Annotated in this window: 13 protein-coding genes; 10 read left to right on the top strand and 3 right to left on the bottom strand. The window is 29.4% G+C overall.

Annotated elements, in window-relative coordinates:
* Nucleotides 1–13 precede the first annotated feature (13 nt).
* From CLRAG_RS19750 to CLRAG_RS19730, 5 genes are all read left to right on the top strand, one after another.
* A complete protein-coding gene (locus tag CLRAG_RS19750; protein ID WP_207644842.1) occupies nt 14–904 on the top strand; it encodes a DMT family transporter in 891 nt (296 codons plus the stop codon).
* A gap of 12 nt (nt 905–916) precedes the next feature.
* Nucleotides 917–1,849 (top strand): DUF1848 domain-containing protein, encoded by a 933-nt coding sequence (locus tag CLRAG_RS19745; protein WP_065079978.1) that lies wholly within the window; start codon nt 917–919, stop codon nt 1,847–1,849.
* Nucleotides 1,850–2,004: 155 nt separating this feature from the next.
* Entirely contained in the window at nt 2,005–2,706 is a 702-nt protein-coding gene (locus CLRAG_RS19740) for a response regulator transcription factor (protein WP_065079977.1), read from the top strand.
* The gene (locus CLRAG_RS19735) at nt 2,681–4,144 is read left to right on the top strand and encodes a HAMP domain-containing sensor histidine kinase (RefSeq protein ID WP_242872189.1); all 1,464 of its coding nucleotides are present in this window, start codon (nt 2,681–2,683) and stop codon (nt 4,142–4,144) included. The genes CLRAG_RS19740 and CLRAG_RS19735 overlap by 26 nt, the downstream gene beginning before the upstream one ends.
* A gap of 213 nt (nt 4,145–4,357) precedes the next feature.
* Nucleotides 4,358–5,731: a hypothetical protein gene (locus tag CLRAG_RS19730; protein WP_065079975.1), complete on the top strand. Its 1,374-nt coding sequence runs from the start codon at nt 4,358–4,360 to the stop codon at nt 5,729–5,731.
* A gap of 401 nt (nt 5,732–6,132) precedes the next feature.
* Here the strand turns inward: CLRAG_RS19730 and CLRAG_RS19725 are convergent, their stop codons facing one another.
* Nucleotides 6,133–6,822, bottom strand: coding sequence for a flavin reductase (locus CLRAG_RS19725; protein WP_065079974.1), 690 nt, complete (start codon nt 6,820–6,822; stop codon nt 6,133–6,135).
* Nucleotides 6,823–6,887: 65 nt separating this feature from the next.
* Nucleotides 6,888–7,406 carry a ferritin gene (locus CLRAG_RS19720; protein WP_065079973.1) on the bottom strand — a complete coding sequence of 173 codons (519 nt, stop codon included), beginning with the start codon at nt 7,404–7,406 and terminating at the stop codon, nt 6,888–6,890.
* Between the two features lie 473 nt (nt 7,407–7,879).
* Between CLRAG_RS19720 and CLRAG_RS19715 the strand changes: the two genes are divergently transcribed.
* A complete protein-coding gene (locus CLRAG_RS19715; RefSeq protein ID WP_013238604.1) occupies nt 7,880–8,077 on the top strand; it encodes a cold-shock protein in 198 nt (65 codons plus the stop codon).
* Between the two features lie 81 nt (nt 8,078–8,158).
* On the opposite strand, the gene nudC is transcribed toward CLRAG_RS19715, so the two are convergent.
* A complete protein-coding gene (nudC, locus tag CLRAG_RS19710; protein WP_065079972.1) occupies nt 8,159–8,980 on the bottom strand; it encodes an NAD(+) diphosphatase in 822 nt (273 codons plus the stop codon).
* A gap of 172 nt (nt 8,981–9,152) precedes the next feature.
* Between nudC and CLRAG_RS19705 the strand changes: the two genes are divergently transcribed.
* The 4 genes from CLRAG_RS19705 to CLRAG_RS19695 all read left to right on the top strand — a co-directional run bounded on the left by CLRAG_RS19705 (nt 9,153) and on the right by CLRAG_RS19695 (nt 12,410).
* Nucleotides 9,153–9,851: an ABC transporter ATP-binding protein gene (locus CLRAG_RS19705; RefSeq protein ID WP_065079971.1), complete on the top strand. Its 699-nt coding sequence runs from the start codon at nt 9,153–9,155 to the stop codon at nt 9,849–9,851.
* 32 nt (nt 9,852–9,883) lie between these two features.
* Nucleotides 9,884–10,585, top strand: coding sequence for a hypothetical protein (locus CLRAG_RS21345; RefSeq protein WP_217302730.1), 702 nt, complete (start codon nt 9,884–9,886; stop codon nt 10,583–10,585).
* The gene (locus CLRAG_RS19700; protein WP_338030896.1) at nt 10,533–11,837 is read left to right on the top strand and encodes an ABC transporter permease; all 1,305 of its coding nucleotides are present in this window, start codon (nt 10,533–10,535) and stop codon (nt 11,835–11,837) included. Before CLRAG_RS21345 ends, CLRAG_RS19700 begins: the two co-directional genes overlap by 53 nt.
* Nucleotides 11,838–11,924: 87 nt before the next feature.
* Nucleotides 11,925–12,410 (top strand): flavodoxin family protein, encoded by a 486-nt coding sequence (locus CLRAG_RS19695; RefSeq protein ID WP_065079970.1) that lies wholly within the window; start codon nt 11,925–11,927, stop codon nt 12,408–12,410.
* Nucleotides 12,411–12,473 lie beyond the last annotated feature (63 nt).

Below are 12,473 nucleotides of genomic sequence, written 5' to 3'. Positions count from 1 at the left end.
GAGGAGATAAATGATGAAAAATGCAAAGATAAAAATTGTAGCTGCAATGCTCATATTCGGCAGTGTTGGGCTGTTTGTCAAAAATATAGACTTGTCTTCTAGCATGATTGCATTGGTAAGGGGAATAATAGGAAGTATATTTTTATTTACAGCAAGTTACATAACAAGACAAAAGACATCGTGGAAAGCCATCAAATCTAATTTGATTCCATTAATAATATCTGGAGCTGCAATAGGTGTGAATTGGATTTTTTTATTTCAAGCATATAAGTATACTACCGTATCAAAAGCTACTTTGTGTTATTATTTTGCTCCTGTAATTGTCATGTTCTTATCGCCATTTATATTGAAGGAAAAATTAAATGCAGTTAAGATTATGTGTATTATAGGTGCTATGGCAGGTATGTTTTTAATAGTAGGAGCTGGAAGTAGTGCGGCAGAAAACAATCAATTGCTAGGTATTATATATGGTCTTGCAGCAGCAGCTCTCTATGCTAGTGTGATTATAATAAATAAGTTTATAAAAAATTTATCAGGTATGGAAAGCGGTATGATACAACTTACTGCAGCTGCAGTAGTTCTACTGCCTTATGTACTTGTTACGGAAAAAGTGTCACTTTCACAGTTAGGTTTTAAGTCCATTGTACTTCTTTTGATTGTGGGAATAATACATACGGGAATAGCTTATCTTTTGTATTTTTCTGCCATACTAAAACTTAAAGGGCAGACAATAGCAATATTCAGCTATATTGATCCCATATCGGCAATAGTTATGTCCAGTATATTTTTAGGAGAAAGAATGACATTTATACAGGTACTAGGTGGCATTCTCATATTGGGGACAACTTTTATCAATGAGTTATCAGGAAAAAAATCAGATGAAAAGGAATATATGTTAGATTAAAAGGATAATTTTATGATATTAAGTGTAAGTAGAAGAACGGATATACCGGCTTTTTATAGTGATTGGTTTTTCAATAGAATAAAGGAAGGATTTGTATTAGTAAAAAATCCATTTAACTCAAATCAGGTAAGTAAAGTTGAATTGAGTACTAAAGTCATAGATTGTATAGTATTTTGGACCAAAAATCCTAAGAAAATGATGAAGAGATTGGAGGAAATTAAAGAATACAACTATTGTTTTCAATTCACTTTAAATTCATATGATAAGACATTGGAGACAAACATTCCAGAGAAAAAGTATTTGATAAATACATTTATAGAATTATCAAAACGAATTGGTAAGGATAGAGTTATATGGAGGTATGATCCCATAATATTAACTGATAAGTTTACAAAGAATTACCATTATAAGTGGTTTGAGTATCTTGCAAAAAGATTGTGCCCATATACAAATAAGTGTGTTATCAGCTTTTTAGATTTATACAGGAAAACTGAGCGCAATTTAAAAGAAATAAACATTTTACCAATAGATAAGGATGATATGTTTGAGTTAGCAGGGAAGTTTTCAAAGATAGCTTCTAAGTATAATGTGACTATTGAAACTTGTTCGGAAGAAGTAGATCTATCAAAATTTAATATTAAGCATGGTAAATGTATAGATAGTAGGTTGATTTCTAAGATAGCCAAGGAAAAGATGTCTATAGATAAAGATCCAAACCAGAGGAAAGTTTGTGGATGTGTAAAGAGCATTGATATAGGAGCTTATAATACATGTAATCATGGTTGTTTATACTGCTATGCAAATTTCAATAGGAATGCTGTTGAAAAGAATTTATTGAAGCATAATAAAAAGTTCCCTCTGCTGATTGGCGAATTATGTGGAGATGAAAAGATTGTAGATAGAAAGATGAAGTCATATAGAGATAGTCAGTTATCTTTTTTATAGAAAATGGGATTATGATATAATTGTATTGATGTAAATTGATACAATTATTTTTATTTACATATGAAGAGGAGAAATGTAATGTAATCTAAATAAACATCTACTTTATGGTATAATTTCACTGTATAAGGACGATAATTTGAGCGGAGGAATAAAAAGTGAATGAAAAAATACTTTTAGTAGATGATGAAAAGAGCATTTTAGATGTGCTGACCTATGCACTAAAAAGAGAAGGGTATTTAGTAGAAAGAGCTTATGATGGAGAGGAAGCACTTCATAAAGTAGATATTTTTAATCCGCATATAGTAATTTTGGATTTAATGCTCCCTGTAATAAACGGATACGATGTTTGTAAAAAATTAGAAAGCAAAAATATAGGGATCATCATGCTTACAGCAAAAGAAGATATTGTGGACAAGATACTTGGCCTTGAATTTGGAGCAGATGATTATATGACGAAACCCTTTGACATAAGAGAACTTCTTGCAAGAATCAAGTCACTTGTAAGAAGACTTAATAAAACTATTGATGAAAAAAAGGATATCGGTGTCATAAAAATAAGTGATCTTATTATTAATAAAAAAAAGAGAACTGTAAGTATAAAAAATGTTTTGCTAGAGCTTACACCTATGGAATTTGATCTGCTATATTTACTCCTTTCAAATCCAGGCATAGTATACTCCAGGGAACAGCTTTTAAATATAATATGGAATATGGATTATGTTGGAGGAACACGAACTGTAGATACACACATCCAAAGGATAAGAAAAAAGTTAGGTCATAGTTATCAAGATTTAGTACAAACTGTCTATGGTATTGGATATAAAGGGGTTGATGAGTTATTTGAAGGTGGGAATTAAATTCAAGCTCATATCTTTTACAGCTTCACTTTTATTGATTGTAATATCATTTTTGAGCTTCTTGGTACTTAATGGAATAAAAAGTTATCAAAATAAGGAAACACAGGCCATTTTATTTAAGCAAAAGGATATATTTGAAGAATACTTTAGTGAACGCATGAGTTTGAATAAAAACACTAATTATGATGATAGCTTAGCTAGAGGTAGTATTTTTAATAAAGCATGGCTGAGAACTATACCTGCAAATATATATAATACAAAAGGTGAACTCCTTTCAGGGTTTAAGACAGATGCAAAGCTAAATGAAAATGATGAGAAAAAGATTATGATAGACTATGCAATTAAAGGCAAAGTATCTTATAGAGAAATTAATGATGTGATATATTTTTATTCACCCATTAAATATAAGGGAAATACAGCAGCAATTTTAGAATTGGAATATTCAATTAGAGAAAATAAATTATTTTATAGTGATATAGAAAAATTGTTTTATGGTATAGGTTTTTTGGCTTTAGTCCTTGGTATATTTGTAGGAATCCTTTATTTTTCCAGGCTAACTAGAGATATATATGAAATGAAAGATTCAGTAGAAAGCATTCAAAAGGGTGAATTTAGTAAAGTACATAAGGTAAATCGAAATGATGAATTGGGAGAATTGAGCAGTGGTCTTATATTTATGAGTAATACTATAGAACAAAATATTGAGGAACTTGAAGTTGAAAGGGATTATTTAAGTAGGGCCGTAGATAAATTAAAAAAAATGGACAAGCAACAAAAAGAGTTTATAGGAAATGTAACTCATGAATTCAAGACTCCAATTACCAGTATAAAGGCCTATGCAGATGTGATTGGAATGTACACGGATGATTTAAAATTAATTGAAGAAGGTACTTTAAGTATATCAAAAGAATGTGATAGGCTTTCGAGCATGGTAGATAATATATTGAGCCTATCTGCTCTTGAAAAATATGATTTTGAAATAGAAAAAAATGAAGTTAATTTTAAAAAAGTATTGGATGAAATATGTAAAACAATGATGGCAAAAGTCAAGAAAAATAGTTTGATTTTAAAATATGATGCAGAGGATATTGTTGTTACCTTGGATGAAGATAGTTTAAAGCACATTTTAATTAATTTAATTGATAATGCTATAAAATACAATAGACCAGGTGGAAGTATATATATTCAGTGTTATAAAAATGATAAAGACAAGATAATTATAAGTGTTAAAGATACTGGTATAGGTATGAGGGCAGAAGTAATTCCTAAAATTTTTGAACCTTTTTATAGAGCTGACAAACACAGGAGCCGTGAAACGGGAGGAGCTGGACTTGGACTAGCTTTAGTTAAAAAGCTAGTTGAAAAACAAGGGGGAACCATAAAGGTAAATTCTAAATTAAACGAAGGTACTATTTTTTGTGTTGAATTTTCCACATAAAGTTTACAAGATTGTGACATCTATTTATAACTTTGTGAATAAGTTTTGATAACATTAATTTATCCGATGACTACCTGCTCTAATACTCCCACTTCTCCAAGTGGAAGTAAAGAGCAGCTACGTCCCTGGATAACGATTTCTAAGCATCAGGTGGAGTCAAAACTTCATCTGATGCCAAGGACTCTGTTTATTAAGAAAAAGGGGGAAAGTTCAATGTTGAGTAAAAAGGTTTTATCTCTGATTTTGGCTGTAGGAGTTATAGGAGGTGTAAGTGCAGTTCAATTAAATCATCATGTAATTGCTAAATCTAAACAGGACATAAAAGTAACAGCATATAAACCTTCTGCTAAAGTCAATGAAAACGGATACCAGATTGATAAATATGAAAATATTGAAAGTACTGCATGGCTTAATGAAAATGAAGTGCTGACTTTAACTAGAAAAAGTCAATTTAAAAATCCCGATTCAACTAGAATTATAAGGTATTGCAGTATTTATAATTTAAATACAAAAAGCTCTAAAGATTTTAAGAATGTAAATATAGATGAATTTTTAGGGGTATCATCAGATAAGAAATATGTTCTTTATGCAGAAGCAAGGAATATTCCAAAAGTTGAAAGCCAGGAGTGGAAAGATGCTCTTGCTTCAGGAGATTTACTCCATAAAAATGTAAAATTATTAAATTTGTCTACAGGTCAAATTACGGACGTAAATACGGAAAAGCTAAACAGCGATGCTCAGTTTATATGGATAAGTAAGAATAAAATTTTAGCAAATTATTTTAATCATTGGGCAATAATTGATACAACTGGAAAAGTATATGCTGATGGAAGTTATAATGCTGGAGAACAGGATAGTGCATGGATATCCGGTGTAGATGATATTAAAGATTTAGGAAGTAGTGTAGAAGGTAAGTTTTATTATACTCAAGATAAGAATGGAAAAGAAGGAGTAAAAGTATGCTCCATGGACGTGAAGACTAAAGAGATAAAAGATATTTATGCCAATAAATATTCCTTGCATGCAGATAAAAAGGGAAAGACAATTATAATGGACAACTATAATAACAATGGTAAGCCAGTTAATGGTGGGGCAGTTAATGGAATGGTTTATGTGAATAGAACTTTTGGAGCATTTGTTATGAATGAATCAGGAAAGGTACTTCAAGATGTTAAACTTCCTAAAGGTAGAATAAGCTCTGGATCACCTAATTCTGACTATATATTATCACCTGATGGAAGTAAAGCTGCTTATGTGGAGAGCAATAATGAAATTAGTCGTCAGGTAGGTTCGGATAATAAGGATCTTGATATATCCATTAAGGTTATAGATATTAAAACAGGTGATATAAAGGAAATAGTAAAAGCAGCTAGCTTAAAGGATAAAAATCAGGGAAATAATTATATTACAATTAAAATTAAAGATAAAGATGGCAAAATTAAAGAAAAGAAGATCGCAAGAGTGCCTTGTATTTCGAACATTTGTTGGGATAGTACAAGTACTGCACTGTCATTTACTTATGGAAGTTCTTCAGATCCGTTTAATAAAGATAACATAAATACTTATATAGTTACTTTTGATAAATAACCTCTTTATAAATTATAAATTAACTTTTGCACATATAAAATTTTGATTTAATATATAAACTTTGCGAAGCAAAGTTTTTAAGAGGACAGAGGACAATTGATAGAGGACAGTGAAGGAGGATTTTTCTCCGTTACACTACGAAAAATCTTTAATTTAAAAGAAACTCATGTTTTTTTGTTCCTAAAAAGTACTTTCTGAACAAGCAATTATCTGAAAATCACAGATTTTAAAGCCTGCTTAAGCTTGTTTTGCATTAGCAAAACAAGCTTAAAAATAAATTAGTTTTCTGACGTAAGGAGGAAAACTCACCTTCATTGTCCTCTGTCCTCTGTCAATTGTCCTCTTGAAAAAGTTGCTTCGCAATTTTTTTAAACTGCGAAAATTGGGCTATAATCGTGGATCTATACAATTTGTTTAAAATTATCTTTAGTAACTCCACATATTGGACAAGTCCAATCATTTGGTATGTTTTCAAATGGAGTACCAGCTGGAATTCCTGAGTCAGGATCTCCAACAGCTGGATCGTAAATGTATCCACATACTGTACATTCATACTTTCCTGTATTTTCCGAAGTTTCATTTTTGTTTTGTTGGATATTTGTTTCAACCTTAAGTGATTTCCCACGTTTTATATCCTGATAATATTTATAGGTAATTTGTTCTACATCGTTGAGTAGTTCTGCATTTAGTACTTTACAGATAAATATTGTATGAGTTAAAACATCAATTTCTTTTTCAACTTTTAACTCAAAATAGGATGATGTGTTGTCTAATATTATAGGGACACCACTTTCAATTGTTTTAAATGATACTCCTTCAAATTTATCAATGTCTCTTCCTGATTTAAATCCAAATTTACCTATGAATTCAATAGGAGTTTCTATAGATAGGGCAGATACACCTATCAATTTACTTCTTTGTATATAATCATGGGTAAGATTTTTCTTGTTTATGCTCACTGCAAGAATAGCAGGATTTGATGTTATTTGAAAAACTGTATTTGCAATTTGAGCATTTTTTCTTCCCTCCGAAATAGAGCTTACAAGGTATAATCCATAGCTTAATTTGTAAAAAGCCTTATTATCAATCATAAATTTATATACTTACATGTATGATTATGTAAGTAATCCCCCTCCCTTATATATTCAAAAAATTATTAGTTGGCATTTTCATTTACTGGTGGTACAAAAGTTCTTGATTGAAGTTCTGTATCTAGCATATAAAGTGCTGCAGAATTATCACTTATTTTATCCAACTTTTTAACTATCTTACTAAAAGTATCTTCTTCTTCAATTTGTTCATCTATAAACCACTTGAGTAAACTTGCTGTGGCATGTTCTTTTTCTTCGGTAGCAAGATCCATCAAATTATAAATTCTTGCAGTAACTTTTTTTTCATGCGCTAGTGCTTTGTTGAAAACATCATTTATTGAATCATAATTGTTATCAGGTGAATCTATAGATCCAATGAGTATTCGGGCATTTGTTCTTTTTAAAAAATCGTAAAATTTTGATATATGGTAGTTTTCTTCTTCAATTTGTACTTTAAAGAAGTTTGAAAATCCATCCAGATCTAATGAATCACAGTAAGCTTGCATGGAAAAGTATATATTTGCCGAGTACATTTCATAGTTTATCTGATCATTTATAGCTTTTATAAGTTTATCACTTAACATAGTATAAGTTTCCTTCCTTCTATAGTTTAAATTAAATCATAATTTAGTATAAATTATATAAAATAAAATTATACAATTTTCCTTGAGATCTCAAAAGTTAGCATTGTGAAGATATTAGATATTAAAATAAAATTATTATTATTTAATATATAATGTTAGAATATCACATTTAATATAAATTTTCAATATTTATATTAAATGTGATATTTTTTATATGTATTAACATTTTAAATATTATGTAAATTAAAATTAATGTAAACAATAAATTTTTGACAATTATACATAATAAATTCTTTTACTGCCATACTAAATTTGTAATTAGTCTAAGAATTTTCTAACACAACCTTAGTACAATATTAAAAATTTAAATAGACTGATAGTAATTTATTATAAAATCAACTACATATGGAGATTTTATTAGTGAGTTATTATGATAAATTTAAGAATAATAAAATTTGGGAGGTACACGTTATATGAATGGTACAGTAAAATGGTTTAATGGAGAAAAGGGATTTGGATTCATTACAGGAGAAGATGGAAAAGATGTTTTTGCACATTTTTCTCAAATAAATTCAAATGGTTACAAGTCGCTGGATGAAGGTCAGAAAGTTTCTTATGATGTAGTTGAAGGACCAAAAGGACTTCAAGCAGAGAATATTACTACTATTTAGTTAATGAAATTTACCCCTTAAATAATCATCTTATTTGAGGGGCTTTTAGTTATCTAAAAATTTGTGATGCCTATTATTTTATTATTGATTTCTTTTAGAAAATTCATTAATTAAACTTCTTGCAATAGTGAATTTTTTAGGTATGTTAGGAAAGTTATCTTTTGTAAACCAATCAGCTTGTTTTATTTCACTTCCATCAACTTTTATTTGGCCAGATTCGTATTCTGCAAAAAATCCTATCATTAAGGAATTTGGAAATGGCCATGGAGAGCTCCTGTAATATTCAATATTTTTCACTTTTATACCAATTTCTTCAAAAATCTCTCTTTTTACAGCACTATTTAAGTCTTCTCCAGCTTCCACAAAACCGGCAATTAAGCCGTACATATTGTCTTTAAATCCATTGTTATGTGCAAGAAGTATCTTATCATCCTTAGTGACTGCAACTATTATGGCCGGACAAATTACAGGATACATTATGTGATTACAGTTTGGACAAATTTTAGCCATTTCATCTTTTTTATTTTCCGTTTTAGAGCCACATTTGCCACAGAACCTATGGGTCTTATCCCAATTCAGTATTTGACTAGCCCGTCCTGATATTAAAAAAGATTGTTCATCAAGTAGAGAACCAAGGTCGTACAAGTCCATTAAGTTGAAATTAATTGGTAAATTCAATTCAGAAGTTGATTCAATTGCAAAGCAAGATTTTTCTCCAATCTTTCCTAAAAAAAATTCAGTTTCATACTCAATATTTAGAAATTTAATATTGTCAAAAGTGGGAATAACTAAAGTAGTTCCATCTTTTTTTACCAACAGCTTTCCATTAGAAAACACACAGCATAAGTCATTGGATTTGCTCTTCTTAGAGGTATCAGATAATATTTTTAAATTATTATTCATGTGAAGTAAGTCCTTTCATACTATTTATATAATAAGCAATTATTTTTTATTATACCACCTAATTTCACACATATGGTGATTACTTACCTTTCTTATTTTTAATTTTTAAAGCATAATCCTAGTTGAAAATAATTACACTAATTCATGTAATTAAAAATTCAGGAGGAAAAACATGCTTATTCAAGTAGAAAATTTAAAGAAAAGCTATAAAACCGGAGAAGTTATTACAAATGTCTTAAATAGAGTTGAAATGAACCTGGATGAAGGTGAGATTGGAGTGATTTTAGGACCATCAGGATCTGGAAAATCAACACTCCTTAATATGATAGGTGGAATAGACAGGTGCGATTCTGGGAAAATAGTAGTAAATAAAATTGAAGTCACAAAGCTAAATGAAGATGAACTTACGGATTATAGAAGAAATTATATAGGATTCATATTTCAGTTTTACAACTTGATACAAAACTTAACTGTTCTTGAAAATGTAGAAGTGGTTTCAAATATAAGTAAGACACCTTTAAAGACAGATGAAATATTAAAAGCAGTAGGGATGTTTGATAAAAGATATAGATTTCCAAGAGAGTTGAGTGGAGGAGAGCAGCAGAGGGTTTCAATTGCAAGGGCAGTAGTTAAAAACCCAAAGCTTCTTTTATGTGACGAACCAACTGGAGCGTTAGATTTTTCAACGTCTAGGGAAATATTGAAACTTTTACAGAAAGTAAATGAAGACTTTAAAACAACCATACTTATGATAACTCATAATACAGCAATAAGTCATATGGCCCACAGAATTTACAAAGTTAGAAATGGAAAAATTACAGATAAAATTTTAAATGACAGAATTGTCCCTGCAGAAAGGATTGAGTGGTAGTGGTTATAAATAAGAAAATTGAGAGAACTATAATGGAAAATAAATCACAGTATTTTGGATCCCTAGCTCTTATCATAATAAGCTGTTTGCTTTTTACCATGTTCAATCAACTTAAAAGCAATATGAACAAAATAACTTCTTCATTTGAGGAAAATTACAATCTTGAGGATGCAAGCTTTGTAACAGAAAAAAAGATTTTAGATGTAAAAAGTTTGGAATCAAAATTCAATATGGTATTAGAAGAAAGCACGTCAGTTGATTATGAAGTTTCTAGTGGTAAGATTTTACGAATATTAACTTATAATACAAAAGTAAATATACCTGCTGTAACTGAGGGAAAATTACCTGATAAAGGAGAGATACTTATAGATCCTGCATATGCAAGAGCAAATAAATTAAAAATTGGCGATCATATTACTTTGTATAAAAATATTTTTGAAATATCGGGCTTCATGTCGCTTCCAAATTATATATATCCTTTGAAATCTGAAAATGATTTGCTTAGCGATCCAAATAGTTTTGAAATAGCGGTTATTGGAAAAGACGATTTTGATAAAATAAATATGGGAAGCAGGTCTTACTCAATAAGATTTAAAGGCAGTAGAAATAATTTAAATTTTAGAATGTCCAATGTTAAAGATTATTTAAATTGCAATACTAGGGGGAATATTAGGTACAATTTTGGGTGGTTTTGCCCTAAAGCCCATGTTAAATTTAATGATTACTTACTTTAATATGCCTATAGAAAGCATAGAGTTTAATTTAAAATATATTTTCATAAGTATTATACTGCCAGTGATTTTCCTTGGAGTTAGTGGATATTTTGTTATAAATAAGGCACTTAAATATTCACCCTTACAGCTTATGAGAGGAGGAGATCAAAAGTCAAAAGTCAGCTTTATTGAAAGAAACTTAAAACTTGATAGATTCAAATTTTCAACTAAATTTAAAATAAGAGAACAGCTTAGAAATACTGGAAGAAGTGCATTCCTATTACTTGGAATTATTTTTGCAACTATGCTGCTGCTTTTAGGGTTTGCACAAAAGAGCTCTTTTGATTTTTTAATAAATAAAAGCTTTGGCGAAGCTTTTAGCTACAGATACTATTATGTATTTAACTCTCTACAAATAGAGAAACCTGCAATTGGAGAAGCTTTTTTAGAAATTCCATTTGTAGTTAAAGAAGATAATAATACAAATTTAACTATATACGGAATAAATCCTAATTCCAAATATGTGTTATTAAAGAATAGGTCAGGTGAAAAACTCAATTATAAAAGAGTTATAATAACAAGGCCGTTAGCTGAAAGATTAAAAATTAGAAGTGGTGATACAATTGATATTATAAATAAACTGAATTCAAAATCATATAAAATAACTATTGATAACATAGCTGAAACTTATGCGGGAGAATATATATTTATGCCTATTTCACATCTCAATAATATGCTTAAATATCCTTCTAATAGCTATATTGGACTTTGGAATATTAATAAAATAGATATTTCTCAATCTAAATTACTTAGTAGTGGAACAGTTGATGATCTTAAAAATGCATTTAATTCAATGACACAACCACTTCAATACTCTGTTGCAATTGTATCAATTGTATCATTTTTGATTGGACTTATTGTAGTATATGTTGTAACTTCTTTAATCATAGATGAAAATAGAAAAAGTATATCTCTGATGAAAGTTTTGGGATATAGAAAGAAGGAAATTTACTCACTCATTTTGAATAGCTCTTTTTTCATAGTAGTTCTTGGATATATTTTAGGAATACCTTTGCTTTTGATATCTCTTGAGGCTATGTTTAAATCTTTGACAAAGAGTATGAATTTTGAATTTCCTATTGTTATAGACTATCCTTATATCATTTTAGGATTTATTATACTATGGTTTACTTATGAAATTTCAAAGATGTTAAATAAAAGAAAAATAAATAGAATTAGGATGGAGGAAGCTTTAAAGTCGGAAATGGAGTAAAATATTTTGCAGAATTTTATAAATTTTTCATAATAAGTTATACTATAATAATGGTAATTGGAAATATTAAAAAGGGAGTGATTTTTTATGCAAGGTAAGATTTTAGTTGTGTACTACTCACTTGAGGGAAACACAAGACTTATAGCTGAAACTATTTCAAAGGAGATATCTGGTGACATTTTAGAAATAAAGCCTAAAAAAAGTATAGATCCACATAGTAAAATGAGATACTTCATAGGTGGAAAGCAGGCCATGACTAAGGAAAAGCCAGAGATTTTACCTTATGATATAAATCCTGAGGATTATGATGTCCTATTTATTGGAACTCCAGTTTGGGCATGGACTTTTTCACCTGCTATAAGGAGCTTTTTTGCCAATACAAATTTAAAAGGTAAGAAGATAGCTCTATTTAGTTGCAATGGTGGAGGAAATGGAAAAACTTTTGAAAATATGAAAGAGCAGCTTGAAGGTAACGAATTCCTAGGGGAAATTGAATTTAAAGATCCTCTTAAAAATGATACTGAAAAAAATATAAATAGAGCTAAAAAGTGGTGTAATAGTATTTGCAAATAGTAAATTAGTATATTTAGCATAAATAACTTGCGTTATATAATAAACTGTGTTATTCTTAACAAG

The organism is Clostridium ragsdalei P11 (genome assembly GCF_001675165.1).
GTDB classification, from domain to species: domain Bacteria; phylum Bacillota; class Clostridia; order Clostridiales; family Clostridiaceae; genus Clostridium_B; species Clostridium_B ragsdalei.
This window is presented reverse-complemented; position numbering and strand designations above follow the sequence as displayed.

Bases quoted from the DNA above. Each gene is read 5' to 3' on its own strand.
- CLRAG_RS19750 (WP_207644842.1), top strand. From the start codon at position 14: ATGAAAAATGCAAAGATAAAAATTGTAGCTGCAATGCTCATATTCGGC.
- CLRAG_RS19745 (WP_065079978.1), top strand. From the start codon at position 917: ATGATATTAAGTGTAAGTAGAAGAACGGATATACCGGCTTTTTATAGT.
- CLRAG_RS19735 (WP_242872189.1), top strand. From the start codon at position 2,681: ATGAGTTATTTGAAGGTGGGAATTAAATTCAAGCTCATATCTTTTACA.
- CLRAG_RS19730 (WP_065079975.1), top strand. From the start codon at position 4,358: ATGTTGAGTAAAAAGGTTTTATCTCTGATTTTGGCTGTAGGAGTTATA.
- CLRAG_RS19725 (WP_065079974.1), bottom strand. From the start codon at position 6,822: ATGATTGATAATAAGGCTTTTTACAAATTAAGCTATGGATTATACCTT.
- CLRAG_RS19720 (WP_065079973.1), bottom strand. From the start codon at position 7,406: ATGTTAAGTGATAAACTTATAAAAGCTATAAATGATCAGATAAACTAT.
- CLRAG_RS19715 (WP_013238604.1), top strand. From the start codon at position 7,880: ATGAATGGTACAGTAAAATGGTTTAATGGAGAAAAGGGATTTGGATTC.
- nudC (WP_065079972.1), bottom strand. From the start codon at position 8,980: ATGAATAATAATTTAAAAATATTATCTGATACCTCTAAGAAGAGCAAA.
- CLRAG_RS19705 (WP_065079971.1), top strand. From the start codon at position 9,153: ATGCTTATTCAAGTAGAAAATTTAAAGAAAAGCTATAAAACCGGAGAA.
- CLRAG_RS21345 (WP_217302730.1), top strand. From the start codon at position 9,884: ATGGAAAATAAATCACAGTATTTTGGATCCCTAGCTCTTATCATAATA.
- CLRAG_RS19695 (WP_065079970.1), top strand. From the start codon at position 11,925: ATGCAAGGTAAGATTTTAGTTGTGTACTACTCACTTGAGGGAAACACA.